We start from the raw sequence: 17,280 nt of genomic DNA, 5'->3' as shown, positions 1-17,280 counted from the left end.
TCTCCTCTCAGTCGTCCGCGCCGATCACCGGCGGGAGCATGCGCTGAATCCGCGGCAACACCTGCTGCTCGCGAAGTCCGTTCCTCAGGGTTTCGATCTCCACCTTCTCCGCGTCCTCGGCGCGGTCCTGCGTCAACTGCACCACCTGCACCAGGATCAACTCGAGATCCTCGAGGATGGTGCGTAGCTCGGGATCCTGGGACGCCTGCGTGTCGAGCAGCAGGCGGGTGTCGGTGAGCAGCCGCCGTCCCCACGCACCCAACACCGCCGTGGGCGCCTGCAGGGTGTCGATCTCGGAGAGGAAGCGCTGCGTCTGGGACAGGTGCTCGAAGGCCGCGAAGCGCAGCGCCTGATCCGGGGCCGCTCCAGCAGTGGCCAGCGCGCGCCCTGCCACCGACGACTCCCTCTCAGGGAGGATCGTTCGAACGGCGCTCCAACGGCCGAGCCCCACTCCGATCGCCAGAACCACGCCGGCCGCAGCTGCGCGCAGCACCAACGGACTCCAGCGGGGCCAGTGGCGCCCTCGCCGCTGGCGCGTCTCGGGCAGTTGCTCCGCGATGTTTGCCCACATCTCCTCACGGGGGACCGGGGGCGCGGGGTTGTAGCTCCGGCGCGCCTCGGCAAGGAGCATCTCCATGTCCTCCTCACGGGGCCGCTCGTCGCCCGGATCGTGCTCGTGGCTCACGTCACGTACTCCTTCACGGCGTCACCGAGGAGCCCCCGCAGGGCCGCGCGGGCTCGCGAGAGCCGTGCCTTCGAAGTGCCGAGCGCAATCCCGAGCGCCTCGGCGATGTCATTGTGCGGATACCCTTCGAGATCGTGCATCAAGAACACCGTCCGGTAGATCTCCGGCAGCGCGTCGATCGCTTGGGCCAGGCGCTCCCGCAGGCCCGGATCCGCCGCCCGCGTGGGACGGCCTTGGACCTCCGGGTCGAGATCGGCCTGACGAGTGTGGAGACGCTTCACTTTTCGAGCTCCGTTGATGCTCACGGACACGGCGATGGAGTGCAGCCACGTCGAGAAGCGAGCCTCGCCGCGGAACTCCCCGAGCCGCCCGAAGGCCCGCACGAAGGTGTCCTGCGTGCACTCCCGAGCGAGCTGTTCGTCGCCCGTCACGCGGTGGGTCAGCCGAAACACGCGGTCGACGTGCCGATCATAGAGCGAGCGGAACGCATCCTGGTCGCCCTCCCGGGCTCTTCGGATCAATTGCTCGTCGTCCAACCGTGCCGTCCTGGTCGCCCCGTTCTCGTCCGTCCCACCCGTGGGACAACGCCATCCAAGGAAGGGTTGCGGGGGGGTGCGGTCGGGTTAGTCTACGGCCGCGACCGGCATCGTGCCGGCACGACCCTGTCTGCCTGTTCCGCGCGAGGCGGCCCCACTCCAGATGAACCCGGCACCCCCTCGCTTGGATCTGCTTCGTCTCCCGCTCCTGGGCGCGTTCCTGCGCTGGCGTCACGCCCGTACCGCGCTCCAGGGGGTGCTGCTGGCGGTCGCGGTCCTGGTGGTGGTCGACGGGTTCTGGGGTCCGCCCCAGCCCAGCCGCAACGCCGCTGGCACGCTGCCCTGGGTGCAATGGCGGGGGCTGGTGGTCGTGGCCCTGTTGGGAGTGGGCAACCTCTTCTGCATGGCCTGCCCCTTCATGCTGCCGCGGCGCCTGGCCAAGCGTTGGAGCCGCCCCGCGCGTCCGGTCCCGTCCTGGTTGAAGGGCAAATGGGCTGCGGTGGTGGTGCTCGCGGTCTTCTTCTGGGCCTACGAAGCCCTCGATCTCTGGGCCAGTCCCGCTTGGACCGCCTGGGTAGTGATCGGATACTTCGTCATGGCGTTCGCGGTGGACGCGCTCTTTCGTGGAGCGGTCTTCTGTAAGCACCTCTGCCCGATCGGGCAGTTCCATTTCGTGCACACGCCCCTTTCGCCGTTCGAGGTGGCCGTCCGCGACGTCGACCGCTGCGCCAGCTGTGCGACCAAGGACTGCATCCGCGGCCGCTGGACGCCGGGCACGTCGGGGGCCCAGCACGAGGTGCCTCTGCAGCGCGGCTGCGAGTTGTGGCTCTACCAGCCGCGCAAGGTCGGAAACCTCGATTGCACGTTCTGCATGGAGTGCATCCACGCCTGTCCCCACGACAACGTCGGCATCCTCTCGCGCACACCCGGCGCCGAGCTGACCGTCGATCCCGTCCGCTCCGGCGTCGGCCGTCTCGGACAGCGCTCCGACCTGGCGGCGCTCGCCGCCGTGATGGTCTTCGCGGCCCTGGTCAACGCGCTGGGAATGGTCCAGCCCTTCGTGCGGCTCCAGGAGCGTGTGGCCGAACAGATGGGCGTGGGGACCGGGTCGGTCCTGGCCGGTGCGCTCCTGCTCACACTGGTGGCGCTGCCGGGGGCGACCATCGCCGCCGCCGCGTCCTGGGAGCGGACGGTCACCAGGACGGCGTCGCAGTGGCGCCGCTTCGTCTGGGGATGGGTGCCACTGGGCCTCTCGATGTGGGCTGCCCACCACCTATTCCACTTCGTGCTCGGGTCCTCCGCCCTGCGCCCTCTGCTCAGCCGCCTGACCTCCGCAGCGCCTGCAGCGGCGGCGCTCCCCGCCGCCACGGCCATGGAGGTCCCGACCTGGGTCTTCGCGGTCCAGTGCGCGCTCCTGACCGGTGGGCTTCTGTGGACGCTGCACCTGCTCGGTCGCATCGGCCGCGACGCCTGCGCGGAACGCCACGGAGCCGCAGCGGTGCTGCCGTGGCGCCTGGTGGCCCTCCTGCTGTTCCTGATCAGCATCTGGCTGCTCGCGCAGCCCATGGAGATGCGCGGCGCGCTGGGGGGCTGAGCGATGTCGCTCCGCGCAGCGCAGGCTCCTCCGGCGGCGCTCCCCGCTCGGGGCGCGAAAGCCCTATCTTCCCCCGATGCCTGAGACCTCCCCCGAACGGGTCGCCCGCGTCGTCGACGATCTGGGCACGGACCGACTCGAGCGCGGCACTCCGCTCGCGCCGCTGACCACGTTCCGCATCGGCGGTCCCGCCGACCTGTTGTATCGGGCTCGTACCGCCGACGAGCTGGCCCACGCGGTGGAGCTGGCTCGCACCGTCGGGCTTCCCTGGTTCGTATTGGGCCGCGGAGCCAACATCCTAGTTGGTGACCGCGGCTTCCGCGGTCTGGTGATCAAGAGCGAGGTCGGGGGCATCGAGTTCCTGCCCGAAGGGCGGGTGCGCGCAGGCTGCGGAGTCGAGACCTTCCCGGACCTCATCGACGCCACGGTGGCCCACGGTCTGGGCGGGCTCCATCATTTCGTGGGGATCCCCAGCACAGTCGGCGGAGCCCTCTGGCAGAACCTGCACTTCCTTTCCCCAGCGCCGGAACGCGAGCGCACGGTCTTCATCGCGGAGCTCCTCGAGGAGGCCCGGTTGCTCACCGTCGAGGGGGAGCGCCGCACGGTGGACGTCGGCTACTTCGAGTTCGGATACGACGATTCGGTCCTCCACCATCGCACCGACATCGTGCTGGACGCGACGTTCCGTCTCCATCCCGCGCCCGTCGAGGAGTTGCGCCGGGTCATGCGGGAGAACCTGGAGTGGCGTGACACGCGGCATCCGGACCTGTGGCTGTACCCGTGCGCGGGATCGATCTTCCAGAAGATCGACGGCATCGGGGCTGGTCGCTTGATCGACCAGTGTGGTCTCAAGGGTCACGTCCACGGTGGCGCCGGGATCTTCCACAAGCACGCCAACATCATCGTGAACCTCGGAGGGGCCACCGCGGCAGACGTCCGGGCCTTGATCGATCTGGCGCAGGACACCGTGCGCCGCGAGCTGGGCTACGAGCTGGTGCCGGAGATCGCTTTCATCGGAGAGTTCTGAGCAACTCCCCATCGATGGCGTGTCCGCCACCGTGCGCCAACGTGTGCGGACTCACGCCGACGGCGGCGAGCCGCTCAAGATCGCGGGTGCGACTGCCTTCCGAATGCGCTCGGTCCGCGTGCCCATGCACGAGCAGGACACGGGCGTCACGCCAGCGTTCCGCGTGGGCGCTCAGATCCAGATCGTGCGGCAAGCCCGCGCCCCAAAGGACCAGCCGATCGAACCGTGTCTCGCCCAGGGTGAACCAGCGCGCTGCCGTGTGGGCGCCCTGCGAGAAACCCAGTAGCGTGAGGGCTCCTGTCTGCCCCTCCAAATCGAGTGTGCGGGCCAGCGCGTCCAGGTAGCGCAGGTAGTCCGCGATCTCGACGTCCCGATCCTCTCGCGTCATCCAGGTCGCGCCCACTTTGGCGTCCGGACCGTGGGGTCCGCCGTCGTCGTCGAGATAGAAGCGCGAGAGTGCCTCCGGGGCCACGACGCGGGCTCCCTGCTCGGTCAGCTCGCGAAACCGACGGATGAAGCGGCCCGCGAGCTGCCGGTAGCCGTGCAACACCACCCAGGTGTGGGCGGCGTCAGCGGGACCCCATACCCAATAGCGCGCGGTACGCACGACCTCCACGTGCGCGCTCCGTGGTTCTGCCGCTTCCGCGCCGCTCAACCTCCAGAACCCCCGAACAGCTCCGCTGCGGCCAGACCCGGCAGCGCGACGTCGCGGGCTGACAACGTCGGCTGCGCGAGGGGCCACTGGATCCCGATGGCAGGATCGTCCCAACGGACGCCCCGCTCCCACGCGGGCGCATACTCGGCCGTCACTTTGTAGAGGAAGTCGGCCACCTCGGAGAGCACGCAGTACCCATGGGCGAACCCGGGCGGAATGTAGAGCATCTGGGGCCGCTCGTCGGAGAGTTCCACGCCCACCCAGCGACCGAGCGTGGGAGAGTCTGCCCGCACGTCGACCGCCACGTCGAAGACCCTGCCGCGCGCCACCCGGATCAGCTTTCCCTGCCCCGCCGGCGGCAGCTGGTAGTGAAGCCCTCTCAGCACCCCTCTACCCGATCGGGCATGGTTGTCCTGCACGAACTCGAGGGGCAACCCCGCGTCCCGAAACCAGGAGTCACGGTACGTCTCGACGAAGAAACCCCGGTCGTCTCCGTGGCGCTCCAGGTCGAACAACAGCACGTCGGGGATCGACAATGGCGTGGGGCGCATGCTCAAGCGTCCACCGAGGGGCCCGCCCGCAACACGGTGCGGAACACCTCGTCCAGCCGGTCGAGCCGCTCGCTCTCGGAGCGCAGTTGCAGGAACGCCTGCATCCATTCCGGATCGGTTTGCAGCGTGGCGGCAAGCCGGAACGAGATGTCGCTGGCCGGATCGAGATCCGGACCCTGCCCGTCGGCGGGCAAGGCCGCGAGGACGGCCTGATACAGCTCCAGCGACGTCGTACGGCGCCGCTCCAGAAAAGCGGGCAACACCGCGCCCGTGTCCTCGTAGGCGTCGACCTCCGCCTCGTAGTAGGGATTCACCGCTTCCAACGCCGCACGGATCTGGAAGCGCTCCCTCCCGCGCGTGAGAATGAGCGAGCGCCCGTCTTCCAGGAGCTCGAAGGTCTGGATCTCGGCCACACAGCCCACGCGCCCTCGCTCCGTGAGGAAGGGCCCCGAGCGATCCGGATCGTGGAAGACGATCCCGAAGCGACGATCGAACTCCAGGCAGCGCGCCACCATCCGTCGGTAGCGCGGCTCGAAGATGTGGAGTGGCAGCAGCGCATCCGGGAGCAGCACCACCGGAAGCGGAAACAGCGGAAGTCGAGTCATGGGCATCGGGAAGGCGGATTCAGCGACGTGCAACGGTACCACCGGATCACGAGCCGAGCGAGCCCGTCGGCTCCTCGATCTGGATCCGTTCCAGGTCACCGGCGAAGCGATGCCAGACACGGAGGAGGAGGAAGAACGCCACAGCCCCGAGGCCGACGGCCAGCCCCCACCAGAGGCCCTGTGGTCCCGCGCCGTTGCGGGAGAGCGCGAAGCCCACCGGCAACCCCACCGCGTAGAATCCGAGCGCCCCCGCGATCATGGGGACGCGCGTATCGCCGGTTCCGCGCAGGGCTCCGGCAGCCACGACCTGCAGCCCGTCCACGATCTGGAATACCCCGGCGATGGGAATGAGCTGAACGGTGAGACTCAACACCACCGCCTGGTCGGTATACCCACGCGCCAGCAGCTCGGGCACCGTCAAGAACACGACCGCCGACACGACCATGAACGCGCCACCCAGTGCCAGTCCGGCCCGGGCGGCCCGCCCCGCCTCCTCGCCGTTCCCACGCCCCACGGCGCGGCCCACCAGGACAGCCGTGGCCTGCGAGATACCGACCGGCACCATGAACGTGAGGGCCGCCAGGTTCAGCGCGATCTGATGGGAAGCGACCGCCACCGTGCCCAGCGCCCCCATGAGCAATCCGGTGATGGCGAACGCACCGTATTCGAACGCCATGTGCAGGCCCACCGGAGTGCCCAGGCGCAGCATGCGCGCCATGGGGCCCGCACGCAGGACCCCGGCGCGGACCGGGCGGAGGCTCTGGCGCAAGGAACCCCACGCCAGCGCCACCACCCCCGCCAGCATGACCCAGCGACTGATCGTGGAGGCGATCCCCGTCCCCACCGCCCCCAGAGCGGGAAGGCCGGCGTGCCCGAACACCAACAGCCAGTTCAGCAGGACGTTGAGCAGATTGGCGAGGACGACCACCCACACGATCGGCCGTAGAACGCCCAGCGCCTGCAAGGTCTGGCGCAGCACCACGAACGCGAGGAAGGGCCAGGCGCCTCCCAAGGCGGCCCGGCAATAGCCGACCGCCACCGGGATGACGTCGTCGGGTTGGTGCAACCAACGCAGGACCGGACCCGCGGTGAGCAGCACGCCCATCGCCAACAATCCGAACAGAACCGAGAGAACCAGGCCCCGCTGGACCGAGCGGGCCACGCCCTCGGGGTCGTCCGCACCGACCGCCTGGGAGACCAGGGGGTCCAGTGCGAACAGGCTGCCCATTCCGAAGACGACCGCCGTGAACCAGTAGAGATTCCCGAGCGCGACGGCCGCGAGGTCGGTGGCAGAGGAGCGCCCCACCATGACGGTGTCCACCACGCCCATCGCCATCATGCCCACCTGGATCGCCGCGACCGGTGCGGCGAGGCGGACGAGCTCTCCAACAAGGGCGGACTGAGGCTTCACCGGGCGAGCGGCCCGCGTGCGCCGGGGCCGGTTCCTCGTGGGGATGGGTTCAGACGTCGGGAACCGGGAGTATGCGATCCCCGCTCGCGGCGTCAACCCGCGCTGATGATCACCGTCCCGGCCACATCATCGTAGGTGGCTGCATACTCACGAAGTGACGAAGTCCGTTGCCCCCCGGTCCAGCGACCGTCGATCGAGAAGCGGGCCCCGTGTTCGGGGCAGACGAACTCGCTGCCGACCCAGCGCACCGTCGCTCCCTGGTGGGGACAGACCAGCGAGAAGGCCGCGAACGTGCCACCGCCCAGATTCACCACTGCCAGAGGGGGACTCACGCCGGCGATACGGGCCACACCTCCGACCTGAGCGAGCTCGGGATAGTCGGCCAGTTGGACGAGCACGTCTTGTCCGAGACCCACCGAAGTGGGCGAACCCACATCCGAACAGGCGGCGGCCAGAGCCGACAGCACGGCCAGCTTCGCCGTATCGCCCAGGAAGCTCCGGCGATCGAGTACGCCTCCCGCTTCGGCGGCAGAGCGTAGGCAGGCAGGTAGGGATCGGACAGCGCTCATGGACCGTGACCTCCGCATGCGTGTGCCATCCGTGGGTGGCAAGGCGCGGACCGGGTGGGCCGACCCGCCGCAAATGGCGCCCCGCCGTGCCTCCTGCTGGCCCGCCCCCACGGTCCCGCCGTTCGGACCGCGCAGGCCGCTGCGCGGCCCTGCACAATCTTGCGCGGCGGGCGTCGCTGAACGGCTAGGCCGGCGGCATCCAACAGTCCTGTCGACGCTGGGTGTCGGCCACCTGGACGATCTTCCACCCCTCGGCGGTTCGGAAGAGCTGGAAGGCGTCGACGCCACAATGACTGAACTGCTGGTCCACGAAGAGCGCGTACTTGACCCAGACCGTGGCCAGATTGTCATCGACGCGGACTTCCTCGTCCCAGATCTGTTCGTCGATGTAGACGGTCGCGCCCGCGATGTTGCTGGCGAAGTCATCGAGGGCGATGATGCGACTACGGGGCTCGCCATCGGGGGTCCGACTGGTGGACACCAGCCGTGCACCTTCCAGGAACAGCCCCCGGAGCGCATCCCCGTCCTTGGCGCGCATGGCGTCGAACATCCCCTCCACGGCCGCCATGACCGGTGCGTGCTCCGCGTCCTGCGCCAGGGCCGGCCGGGCAGCGCCAACGATCAGCGCTCCGAGCAGAATCAATCCACTGCGGACCTTCATCGGTTGGTCTCCCCCTCCATGCGGGCCTCGATCCGGTCGAGTCGCTTCTGGATCAATGCGAGCTGGTGCAGGATCATCACGTGGGTCTTCTTGGCATCGATCCCCACCGGGCTGTCCTCGCTGCCGATCTCGTTGGCGATGGCCTGGTATACGTCCTTGGGCACGTCCATCCTTTCGACTCCTCCGTCGCACATCTACGATTGGGGCGCTTCGACCGCGTCGGACGCGCTCCCCGTGATTCCGGCGTGGCGGCCATCCAGTGGGTACCCCGCCGGATCCCTCACAACCTCAGCCCAGCGAACTCCTTCACCATGCGCAGGTCGCTCCCCCTCCCGATCGCCCCGATGCTGTGGCTCGCCACCGTGGCTCCTCTGGCTGGCCAGGCGGGCACCTCCGGGTCCTGGCCCTATTACGGAGGTGATGCGGGAAGCACCAAGTACGTACGCATCAATCAGATCGACGCCTCCAACGTGAATCGGCTCGAGGTGGCCTGGCGCTGGTCGTCCACGGAGCTGGGGGGAGAGCCGGAGGTCAACAGCCGCGTAACGCCGCTGATGGTGGATGGCGTGCTCTACCTGACCGCCGGGTGGGACCGGAGTGTGGTGGCGCTCGATGCCGGCAGCGGCACCGAGCTATGGCGCTACCGGCACGACGAGGGTGAGCGGGCCGGAAGTGCGCCGCGCCACAATTCCGGGCGCGGCGTGGCCTACTGGAGTGATGGAGGGGAGCGGCGCATCCTCGTCATCACGCCGGCCTACTTCCTGGTGGCGTTGGACGCGACCACGGGACGCCCCATCCCCTCCTTCGGCCAGGCCGGCGTGGTGGACCTGCGGCTGGGTCTGGACGCCGACGTCGACCTCGAACACGAACGCATCGGATCCAGCTCGCCTCCCTTGGTGGTGGGCGACGTCGTGGTGGTGGGCTCCGCCCATCCCAGCGGGGGAGCGCCGGACGCCCCCAAGCAGGCTCCCGGACCGGTGCGTGGCTACGATGTCCGCACCGGTGAGCGCGTCTGGATCTTCCACACCATCCCCCACCCCGGCGAATTCGGGAACGAAACCTGGAAGGACGGCACCTGGGAGACGACCGGCAACGCGGCAGCCTGGGCCCCCCTCTCGGCCGACCTGGACCTCGGCTACGTGTATCTGCCCGTCGAGGCTCCCACGGGCGACTACTACGGGGGCCACCGGCCGGGAGACAACCTGTTCTCGCAGAGCCTCGTGTGCCTCGACGCACGCACCGGCCAGCGCGTGTGGCACTTCCAGACGGTGCACCATGGCATCTGGGACTACGACCCGCCGGCGCCACCCATCCTGGCGGATCTCACCGTCGACGGCCGTGCGGTCAAGGCGGTGGTCCAGCTCACCAAGCAAGGCTTCGCGTTCGTGTTCGACCGCGTCACCGGAGAACCGGTGTGGCCGATCGAAGAGCGGCCCGTGCCCCAGACCGACGTCCCCGGGGAACGTACTTCGCCGACGCAACCGTTTCCGACACGCCCCGCTCCCTACGACCGGCAGGGCGTGAGCGAGGACGACCTCATCGACTTCACGCCGGCGCTGGCCGCCGAGGCACGGGAGCTGGCCGGCCACTTTCGTCTGGGCCCGCTCTTCACGCCGCCCTCGCTCAAGGTCGAGGGTGGCTCCCAGGGCACGCTCATGCTTCCCGGAAGCCTGGGGGGAGCCAACTGGCCGGGGGGAGCGCTGGACGTCGAGACCGGCGTGCTCTACGTCGCGTCGGCCACGGACCCATCGGTCATCGCACTGGGCCCATCGAAGGCGTCCACCATGCGCTTCGTATCGGTCCGCACCGACATCCGGCTGGCCGAGGGGGGTGGGCCACAGGGGCTACCCCTCATCAAGCCGCCCTGGGGCCGCATCACCGCCATCGACCTCAATACCGGCGAGCACAGATGGATGGTGGCCAACGGTGAAGCGCCGGAATTCGTGCGGGACCATCCTGCGCTCGCCGGCGTGGAGATCGGCTACTGGGGCCGGCCCGACCGAGGGGGCCTACTGGTCACCCCGACGCTGCTGTTCGCCGGCGAAGGCGGCGGCATGTTCGCGGGGTACGGGTCGGGCGGCACCAAGCTTCGTGCGCACGACAAGCGCACCGGTCACATCGTCGGTGAAGTCGAACTGCCCGCCCGCCAGTCGGGCGTGCCCATGAGCTACCTGCAGGACGGAAGGCAGTTCATCGTGGTGGTGGTGGGCGCGCCGGGGCATCCCTCCGAGGTAGTCGCGTTGGCGCTGCCGGAAGGGGCCTGACGGGTGCAAGAGCCGCGAGACCCGTTGCGGGTGCTCCTGGTGGCCACCTCCCTCGACATCGTCGGGGGCCAGGCCGTCCAGGCGGATTACCTGCGGCGCGGCCTGGAGGCAGAGGCCTCCGTGGATCTGCGCTTCCTGCCCATCAACCCCCGGCTGCCCGGTCCGCTGCGCCTGTTGCAGCGGATCAAATACGTGCGCACAGTCACAACCTTCACGTGGTTCACGCTGAAGCTTCTGTGGGCCGCCCCCCGTGCAGACGTGTTGCACATCTTCGCTGGATCGTACTTTTCCTTCATGGTGGCACCGGCCCCGGCCCTGCTGGTGGCCCGCATCCTGAACAAGCGAAGCGTGCTGCACTACCACGACGGTCGTGCCGAGGCGTACTTGTCCACGTGGCGGTCGGCGGTCCCCCTGATCAAGCTGGCCGATGTCGTGATCGCTCCGTCCGACTACCTGGTGGACGTATTCGCACGCTTCGGCATTCCCGCACGCTGCATCTACAACGTGGTAGCATTGGACGAGCTCCAGTTCCGACTGCGCGAGCACCCCCGGCCCCGCTTCCTGCACAACCGCGGACTGGAGCCACTCTACGACGTGCCCTGCACGCTGCGCGCGTTCCGGCGCATCCAGGATCGGCATCCGGAAGCGGAGCTGGTCGTCGCCAACGACGGCTCGCAGCGCGCCGAGCTGGAGGCCATGGCGAAGGAACTGGGATTGAATGCCCGTTTTGTCGGGATGGTCCCCCCCGAACGCAACGCGACCATGTACGAGGAAGCCGACGTCTACCTCATGAGCCCGAGGATCGACAACATGCCGGGATCGGTGCTCGAGTGCTACGCGACCGGCGTTCCCCTCGTCTCCACGGACGCGGGCGGCGTTCCCTACATCGTCGAACACGAGCGTACCGGGCTGCTGGTACCGGTGGGAGACAGCGACGCCCTGGCCGCGGCCGCCCTGCGGTTGCTGGAAGAGAAGGGGCTGGCGGCCCGCCTCACCCGAGCCGGCCACGCCGAGCTGGACAAATATCGCTGGCCTCCTATCCGGGACGCTTGGCTGGACCTCTACCGGGAGTTGACCACCGCATGAGCGTCCTGAAGCCGCTGCACCGCGACACCCTACCCGCTCCCCGGGGACCCGTGCCATGAGCGCCGCACCTCCGGAGGTCGCGCTGCTGCAACTCTGGCGCCGGCTCTCACGCCTCCCCGGCGGACGCTGGCTCTTCAATCGGGCGCTGGCGCGGGCCGTGCCCTACTCCGCGACCATCCGACCCGACGTCCGCGTCCTCGAGCCCGGTCACGTGGAGCTCCTGGTGCGCGACCGGCGGCGCGTGCGCAACCATCTCCGCTCGGTCCACGCCATCGCCCTGGCCAACGCGGGGGAGCTGGCTTCGGGATTGGCGATGACCGCTGCGCTGCCCCAGGGCATTCGTGGCATCGTCACCCACCTCGAGGTCGACTACGTCAAGAAGGCGCGCGGCCTGATCCAAGTGACCAGCGACGCACGCCCTCCCGAGAGCGTCACCGAGCCCACGGAACACCGCGTGCAGGCCGATCTCGTCGACGCGACCGGGGAGCGGGTGGCCACCGTGTACGTCGACTGGCGACTGGCCCCCCGGTGAACGCGCCCCTGCCCCCGGGAACGCCGCTCACGCAGGACGCGCGCATCGAGGTTCCCCTCATCTGCGGGCCCATGTATCCGTGCTCCAACCCCGAGTTGGTGGCCGCCGTGTCGGAGGCGGGCGGCCTCGGGGTGGTGCAGCCGATCTCGCTCACCTACGTGCACGGCTACGAGTTCCGGGCGGGCCTTCGACACATCCGCTCTCTGACGTCCCGCCCCATCGGGATGAACGCGTTGATCGAGGGGTCCTCGCGCACCTACCAGGAGCGCATGCGTGGCTGGATCGACGTCGCCTTGGAGGAAGGCGTCCGCTTTTTCATCACCTCGCTGGGCAAGCCACGCTGGGTGGTGGAGCGCGTGGCCGGTGCGGGTGGCGTGGTCTACCACGACGTGACCGAACGCAAGTGGGCGCTGAAGGCCGTGGACAGCGGAGTCCACGGACTGATCGCGGTGAATCGCCGCGCCGGGGGTCACGCGGGGCCGCGGACCGTGGAAGCACTGTACGACGAGCTTGCAGACCTGGGGCTGCCCGTGGTCTGCGCCGGCGGCATCGGCGCACCTGAGCAGTTCGTGGATGCGCTGCGCTTGGGTTATGCCGGAGCGCAGCTGGGCACGCGCTTCATCGCCACCACCGAGTGCACCGCCAGCGACGCCTACAAGACGGCGATCCTCGACGCCCACGAAGAGGACATCGTCCTCTCGGAGCGCATCACCGGTGTCCCGGTGGCCGTGATCCGCACGCCCTACATCGAGCGCATGGGGCTCACGGCGGGTCCGTTCGCGCGCTGGATGCTGCGTGGGCGCAAGCGGAAGCACTGGATGCGGACCTTCTACGCGCTGACCTCGGCCTGGCGCCTCAAGCGATCCCTCAAGGACGAATCCAAGGATTTCTGGCAGGCGGGCAAGAGCGTGGCCACCATCGACCGGATCGAGCCGGCGGGTACGATCGTCCGTCGCTTCGCCGAGGCCTGGCAGCGTTCGGGACTCTGAGGCCCGCTAGCCGGGGCGCCCTCGTGAGTGCTCCGGCTCCGGGATACGAAAGTCCCAGAACGCCCACACCAGCAGCACCAGGACGCCTCCGAGCACGGTGCCCAGCAGCAGCGGCCCGGTCCAGGACGCTGGAATCGGAAAGGTCACCGGCAGGCCATTCCACTGCGTGACCAGATGGAGGGACAGGAGCAACACTCCGTTCGCGAAGACCGCTGAGCGAGCCAGGAAAGGGCCCAGCCGCCGGAGTGCCTCGGCCCGACGCTCCGGGGTGGACAGCCAGTAGTCGCGATTGGGCACGTTGAAGCGCGTGCTGCCGATCCGCTCCAGCAACCAGGGAATCCCGCCCAGGAACGCGAGATTGATCAGCGCGGCGATCACGGTCACCGTGAGGACGAACGACCCGGGGCTGGACCACCGCAGCGGCTCTCCCGCCATGGTGAACTTGGTGGCCATGGGCGTGGGAAGACGAGGGTAGGCCCAGGCCAGCAGCCCGATCGCCACCAGAAACATCACAACGGATACCACCCGCCACCTCACGCTTCGCCTCCTCCTCAGATGCCCACGGTGGCGCTGCGCCGCTCCAGCAGCAGCACGTCGCGCCACACTCCGCCCTGCCGCCCCACTCGCTCTCTCACACCGAGCACCCGGAAGCCACACCGTTCATGCAGTCGCAAACTGGATACGTTCTCGGGGAAGATCCCAGCCTGCAACGTCCAGAACCCCGCCCCCTCGCTCCCCGTGACGAGCGCGTCGAGCAGCGCTCGCCCCACTCCTCTGCCCTGGGAGCCGTTCGCGACGTACACGCTCACCTCGGCGACCCCTGCGTACACGGGCCGCGCGGATACCGGCGACAGCGCCGCCCAGCCGTTCACGTCTCCCGAGGAGGATACGGCCACCAGGCGAGGCGTCTTCACGTGTTTACCGTCCCACTCCGGCCAGGTGGGGACGCGGGCCTCGAAGGTGGCGTTCCCCCCGGCAATGCCCTCCCCGTAGATGCGCGCCACCGCCTCCCAATCGGATGGCTCCAACGAGCGAATGAAGGGCCCGGGCACAGCTTCACACATCCGCTGGATCCTCTGGCGTCGCAGGGTGGTGTCGCCGCAGCCGTCGGATGCGGGCCAGCTCCCGCTCGAAGTCCTCGCGCACGCGCTCGGGATCATCCTCGCCTTCCCGCCTCTGGATCGCCTTCCAGGACCGGTCGGCGTCGGGCTCCACCAGCAGGAACGTCAGGAACGAGAGGGGCAGACCCGCCATGAATACGAGCGCTCGCCGGACCTCCCCCGGATGGTCTTCCAGACGCCACAGCAGGTACAGCAGATTCGCCAGCACGAAGGCGAGCACCCCCACCGTGAGGGAGGCCGACCAATCGCCGCTTCCCACCCCGACGGTGCAGCCGCTGAGCAGCAGCGTGCATCCGGCCAGGCGGAGGAGGGGCACCTGGCTCGCACCGGCGCCACGGAGCGTGCGTGCGTGGAGCATCGTCTGGAAGCTGCAGCCGCGCGCAGAGACGGGGCAACCGGCGCACCCACGGGGCACCCACGGCTTGCGCGGTTCGGCGCGAGCCCCCTTCTATCATCGGCCGGAGCCAGCCCACCTACAGGAAGGACCTCATGCGGAGACCTCAGCGCCCGGGCCCAGTCACGCTGCTGCTGTTGAGCACCGTTCTCGGCGGATGCACCGAGCAGGGTGAACCCTACGACCTGGTGATCCGCGGCGCGGAGGTCCTCGATGGAACGGGAGCTCCCGCCTTTCGCGCCGATGTGGCGGTCCGGGGCGACCGCATCGTCGCGGTGCGGAGGAACGGGATCTCCTCGCCGGGCGCTGCACGGGTCGTCGAAGCCGAGGGCTGGGTGGTGGCTCCCGGCTTCATCGACCTGCACGCCCACCTGGACCCGCTCCTCCGCCTGCCGGCCTCGGAGAGCATGGCCCGCCAGGGTGTGACCACCGCGCTGGGCGGACCGGACGGCGGGGGCCCCTGGCCCTTCGCACCGGCGCTCGCCGAGGCCGAGGCGCTGGGCATCGGCATCAACGTGGGCTACCTGGCCGGTCACAACAGCATCCGCCGCGCGGTCATGGACCTCGACAATCGCGCGCCCGCAGCGGACGAGCTCCGGCGCATGCAGGATATGGTGCAGCAGTCCATGGACGAGGGTGCCTGGGGCATCTCCACCGGCCTGCGCTACCTGCCCGGCGTGTTCTCCAACGTCGACGAGGTGGTCGCACTCTCGGAGGTCGCCGCCCGGGCCGGCGGCTTCTATACCTCCCACCTGCGCGAAGAAGGGCTGGGCCTGCTGGAGGGCGTCAGCGAGGCGCTCGAGATCGGACGACGGGCGCGGATCCCCATCGTGCTCACCCATCACAAGGCCGTGGGCGCTCCCATGTGGGGCGCATCGGTGCAGACGCTGGCCATGGTGGACTCGGCCCGCGCGGCGGGTACGGACGCCATGATCGATCAGTATCCGTACACCGCCTCCTATACCGGCATCAGCATCCTGGTGCCGCCGTGGGCGCTGGAGGGAGGGGACGAAGCGTTCCTGGAGCGCATGGAGCAGCCGGCGCTCCGCGACTCCATTCTGAACGGGATCGTCTTCAACATCGTCAACGACCGCGGTAGCAACGACATCTCCCGCGTGCAGCTGGCGCTGGTGGAATGGGACCGCTCCCTGGAGGGAAAGACGCTCGCCGACTGGGCCGCGCGCGAGGGGCGACCCGCCACCCCCGAGGTCGGCGCCCAGCTGGTGGTCGAGGCCATTCGCCGGGGCGGCGCCTCGGCCATCTACCATGCCATGGACGAAGCGGACGTGGAGCGCATCATGGCGCATCCGCAGACGATGATCGCCTCGGACGGGAGGCTCACGCAGCCGGGCGAGGGTCACCCCCATCCCCGCTGGTATGGCACATTCCCGCGCGTGCTGGGCGTGTACGTACGGGAGAAGCACGTGCTCACGTTGGAAGAGGCCGTGCACAAGATGACCGGCATGCCGGCAGCGCGCATGGGACTGACCGATCGCGGCACTCTGGTCGAGGGCGCCTTCGCGGATCTGGTGGTGTTCGATCCGGCCACCGTGATCGACCGCGCCACCTTCCAGGAGCCACACCAGTATCCGGACGGCTTCCATCTGGTGGTGATCAACGGGCAGGTCGCCTTCGACGCCGATGGATTCCACGACGTGCGGGCGGGGCGGATGTTGCGGGGTCCGGCGTGGAAGGGGGAGGGTTGATGCCGTCTTGGGATCACGCGCTCACGGCGAACGACGCGAGCCCCCCGCAGCGCTGCGGACGGAGCGCACACGTACGGACCGACCTCGTACATGTCAGTGCCTTCGTCCTTCCCGTGGGCTTCACTCTCCCACGCCACGCGCACGCAGAGGCCGCTGTCGCGTTGGCGACGCGCGGGACCTGGGCCGCCACCCTCGGTGGCCGCGACGTCCGGCTCGAGCCCGGCCAGGCTCGCGTGCTTCCGCAGGGGGATCCGCATCGCGAAGGGGTAGGAGCACTCGGCGCCGAGTGCCTGCTCATCGAGCCCACGGATGTCCTGCGTGAACGCGCCGAACGATCGGGCATCGATTGGGATTCGCGCGCTCAGGCCGTGGATTCCCGACTCCGCTCCCTCGGAGATCGCCTGCGAACGGAGCTGGCCTCCTGCGATCGCTTCAGGACGCTGGCCATCGAAGCGCACTGTCTCGATCTGCTGGCATGCTTCGGGCGCGCGCTGCACCCGCGGGCGGGGCCTGCAAGTCAGCCCTGGCTGCGCAAGGCCAGGCAGGCGCTGGAGGATGCCCCGACCGATTGGACGGTTGGCAAGCTGGCGGTGGAATGCGGCGTGACGCCCGAGCATCTCTCCCGGTCCTTCCGGCGGGCGTACGGGGACACCGTCGCCGGCTATCTTCGTGCAATGCGCCTGCGCAAGGCCGCCGAGCTGTTGCGGAACGAGCCGCAACTCTCGATCTCGATCGTCGCACACCGGTCGGGCTTCTCCGACCAGAGCCATCTGGCGCGCCTGTTTCGGCAGCGCTTCGGCGTCACTCCCAGCGAGTTCCGTCGGCACTCCACGCACTGATCATCCCCGTCCTCCCCAGATCAACACCGTTCTAGCCGGGCCGCCGCGCGGCGGG

20 protein-coding genes are annotated in these 17,280 nt (G+C 69.1%); 8 read left to right on the top strand and 12 right to left on the bottom strand.

Going from position 1 to position 17,280, the window contains the following annotated elements:
• Nucleotides 1-7 precede the first annotated feature (7 nt).
• Entirely contained in the window at nucleotides 8-685 is a 678-nt protein-coding gene (locus tag R3E10_01335) for a hypothetical protein (GenBank protein MEZ4414374.1), read from the bottom strand.
• Nucleotides 682-1,221 (bottom strand): sigma-70 family RNA polymerase sigma factor, encoded by a 540-nt coding sequence (locus R3E10_01330; protein MEZ4414373.1) that lies wholly within the window; start codon nucleotides 1,219-1,221, stop codon nucleotides 682-684. Before R3E10_01330 ends, R3E10_01335 begins: the two co-directional genes overlap by 4 nt.
• Before the next feature lie 163 nt (nucleotides 1,222-1,384).
• Here R3E10_01330 and R3E10_01325 point away from each other — a divergent pair, with 163 nt between their 5' ends.
• The gene (locus R3E10_01325; protein MEZ4414372.1) at nucleotides 1,385-2,815 is read left to right on the top strand and encodes a FesM; all 1,431 of its coding nucleotides are present in this window, start codon (nucleotides 1,385-1,387) and stop codon (nucleotides 2,813-2,815) included.
• A gap of 76 nt (nucleotides 2,816-2,891) precedes the next feature.
• Nucleotides 2,892-3,842, top strand: coding sequence for a UDP-N-acetylmuramate dehydrogenase (gene murB / locus R3E10_01320; GenBank protein MEZ4414371.1), 951 nt, complete (start codon nucleotides 2,892-2,894; stop codon nucleotides 3,840-3,842).
• Here murB and R3E10_01315 read toward each other — a convergent pair.
• From R3E10_01315 to R3E10_01285, 7 genes are all read right to left on the bottom strand, one after another.
• Nucleotides 3,826-4,458: a hypothetical protein gene (locus R3E10_01315; protein MEZ4414370.1), complete on the bottom strand. Its 633-nt coding sequence runs from the start codon at nucleotides 4,456-4,458 to the stop codon at nucleotides 3,826-3,828. The two genes, murB and R3E10_01315, sit on opposite strands and share 17 nt — an antisense overlap.
• A 35-nt stretch (nucleotides 4,459-4,493) precedes the next feature.
• Entirely contained in the window at nucleotides 4,494-5,048 is a 555-nt protein-coding gene (rfbC, locus tag R3E10_01310; protein MEZ4414369.1) for a dTDP-4-dehydrorhamnose 3,5-epimerase, read from the bottom strand.
• Between the two features lie 2 nt (nucleotides 5,049-5,050).
• Nucleotides 5,051-5,653: an LON peptidase substrate-binding domain-containing protein gene (locus tag R3E10_01305; GenBank protein ID MEZ4414368.1), complete on the bottom strand. Its 603-nt coding sequence runs from the start codon at nucleotides 5,651-5,653 to the stop codon at nucleotides 5,051-5,053.
• Nucleotides 5,654-5,699: 46 nt separating this feature from the next.
• Complete coding sequence (locus tag R3E10_01300) at nucleotides 5,700-7,064, bottom strand: MATE family efflux transporter (protein ID MEZ4414367.1); 1,365 nt, start codon at nucleotides 7,062-7,064, stop codon at nucleotides 5,700-5,702.
• Nucleotides 7,065-7,156: 92 nt separating this feature from the next.
• On the bottom strand, nucleotides 7,157-7,633 hold the full coding sequence (locus R3E10_01295; GenBank protein ID MEZ4414366.1) for a Rieske (2Fe-2S) protein: 477 nt from the start codon (nucleotides 7,631-7,633) through the stop codon (nucleotides 7,157-7,159).
• 184 nt (nucleotides 7,634-7,817) lie between these two features.
• Complete coding sequence (locus R3E10_01290; GenBank protein ID MEZ4414365.1) at nucleotides 7,818-8,294, bottom strand: nuclear transport factor 2 family protein; 477 nt, start codon at nucleotides 8,292-8,294, stop codon at nucleotides 7,818-7,820.
• Entirely contained in the window at nucleotides 8,291-8,464 is a 174-nt protein-coding gene (locus tag R3E10_01285) for a hypothetical protein (GenBank protein MEZ4414364.1), read from the bottom strand. The genes R3E10_01290 and R3E10_01285 overlap by 4 nt, the downstream gene beginning before the upstream one ends.
• A 141-nt stretch (nucleotides 8,465-8,605) precedes the next feature.
• Between R3E10_01285 and R3E10_01280 the strand changes: the two genes are divergently transcribed.
• The 4 genes from R3E10_01280 to R3E10_01265 are packed head-to-tail and all read left to right on the top strand — an operon-like array spanning nucleotide 8,606 to nucleotide 13,165.
• A complete protein-coding gene (locus R3E10_01280) occupies nucleotides 8,606-10,558 on the top strand; it encodes a pyrroloquinoline quinone-dependent dehydrogenase (GenBank protein MEZ4414363.1) in 1,953 nt (650 codons plus the stop codon).
• A gap of 3 nt (nucleotides 10,559-10,561) precedes the next feature.
• Nucleotides 10,562-11,644: a glycosyltransferase family 4 protein gene (locus tag R3E10_01275; GenBank protein ID MEZ4414362.1), complete on the top strand. Its 1,083-nt coding sequence runs from the start codon at nucleotides 10,562-10,564 to the stop codon at nucleotides 11,642-11,644.
• A 55-nt stretch (nucleotides 11,645-11,699) separates the two neighbouring features.
• Nucleotides 11,700-12,176, top strand: coding sequence for a DUF4442 domain-containing protein (locus R3E10_01270; GenBank protein MEZ4414361.1), 477 nt, complete (start codon nucleotides 11,700-11,702; stop codon nucleotides 12,174-12,176).
• A complete protein-coding gene (locus R3E10_01265; protein ID MEZ4414360.1) occupies nucleotides 12,173-13,165 on the top strand; it encodes a nitronate monooxygenase in 993 nt (330 codons plus the stop codon). Before R3E10_01270 ends, R3E10_01265 begins: the two co-directional genes overlap by 4 nt.
• 6 nt (nucleotides 13,166-13,171) lie before the next feature.
• On the opposite strand, the gene R3E10_01260 is transcribed toward R3E10_01265, so the two are convergent.
• The 3 genes from R3E10_01260 to R3E10_01250 are packed head-to-tail and all read right to left on the bottom strand — an operon-like array spanning nucleotide 13,172 to nucleotide 14,644.
• A complete protein-coding gene (locus R3E10_01260) occupies nucleotides 13,172-13,702 on the bottom strand; it encodes a DUF1648 domain-containing protein (GenBank protein MEZ4414359.1) in 531 nt (176 codons plus the stop codon).
• 14 nt (nucleotides 13,703-13,716) lie between these two features.
• Nucleotides 13,717-14,229: an N-acetyltransferase family protein gene (locus tag R3E10_01255; GenBank protein ID MEZ4414358.1), complete on the bottom strand. Its 513-nt coding sequence runs from the start codon at nucleotides 14,227-14,229 to the stop codon at nucleotides 13,717-13,719.
• Nucleotides 14,222-14,644, bottom strand: coding sequence for a hypothetical protein (locus R3E10_01250; GenBank protein ID MEZ4414357.1), 423 nt, complete (start codon nucleotides 14,642-14,644; stop codon nucleotides 14,222-14,224). The genes R3E10_01255 and R3E10_01250 overlap by 8 nt, the downstream gene beginning before the upstream one ends.
• A 131-nt stretch (nucleotides 14,645-14,775) precedes the next feature.
• Between R3E10_01250 and R3E10_01245 the strand changes: the two genes are divergently transcribed.
• Complete coding sequence (locus tag R3E10_01245) at nucleotides 14,776-16,386, top strand: D-aminoacylase (GenBank protein MEZ4414356.1); 1,611 nt, start codon at nucleotides 14,776-14,778, stop codon at nucleotides 16,384-16,386.
• On the top strand, nucleotides 16,386-17,225 hold the full coding sequence (locus R3E10_01240; GenBank protein MEZ4414355.1) for a helix-turn-helix transcriptional regulator: 840 nt from the start codon (nucleotides 16,386-16,388) through the stop codon (nucleotides 17,223-17,225). Before R3E10_01245 ends, R3E10_01240 begins: the two co-directional genes overlap by 1 nt.
• The last annotated feature ends 55 nt before the right edge of the window (nucleotides 17,226-17,280 follow it).

The sequence above is a fragment of the Gemmatimonadota bacterium genome (assembly GCA_041390105.1).
Classification (GTDB): Bacteria; Gemmatimonadota; Gemmatimonadetes; order Longimicrobiales; family Gaopeijiaceae; genus JAGQIF01.
The sequence above is the reverse complement of the archived record's forward strand: the minus strand, read 5'-3'. Positions and strand labels throughout refer to the sequence as shown.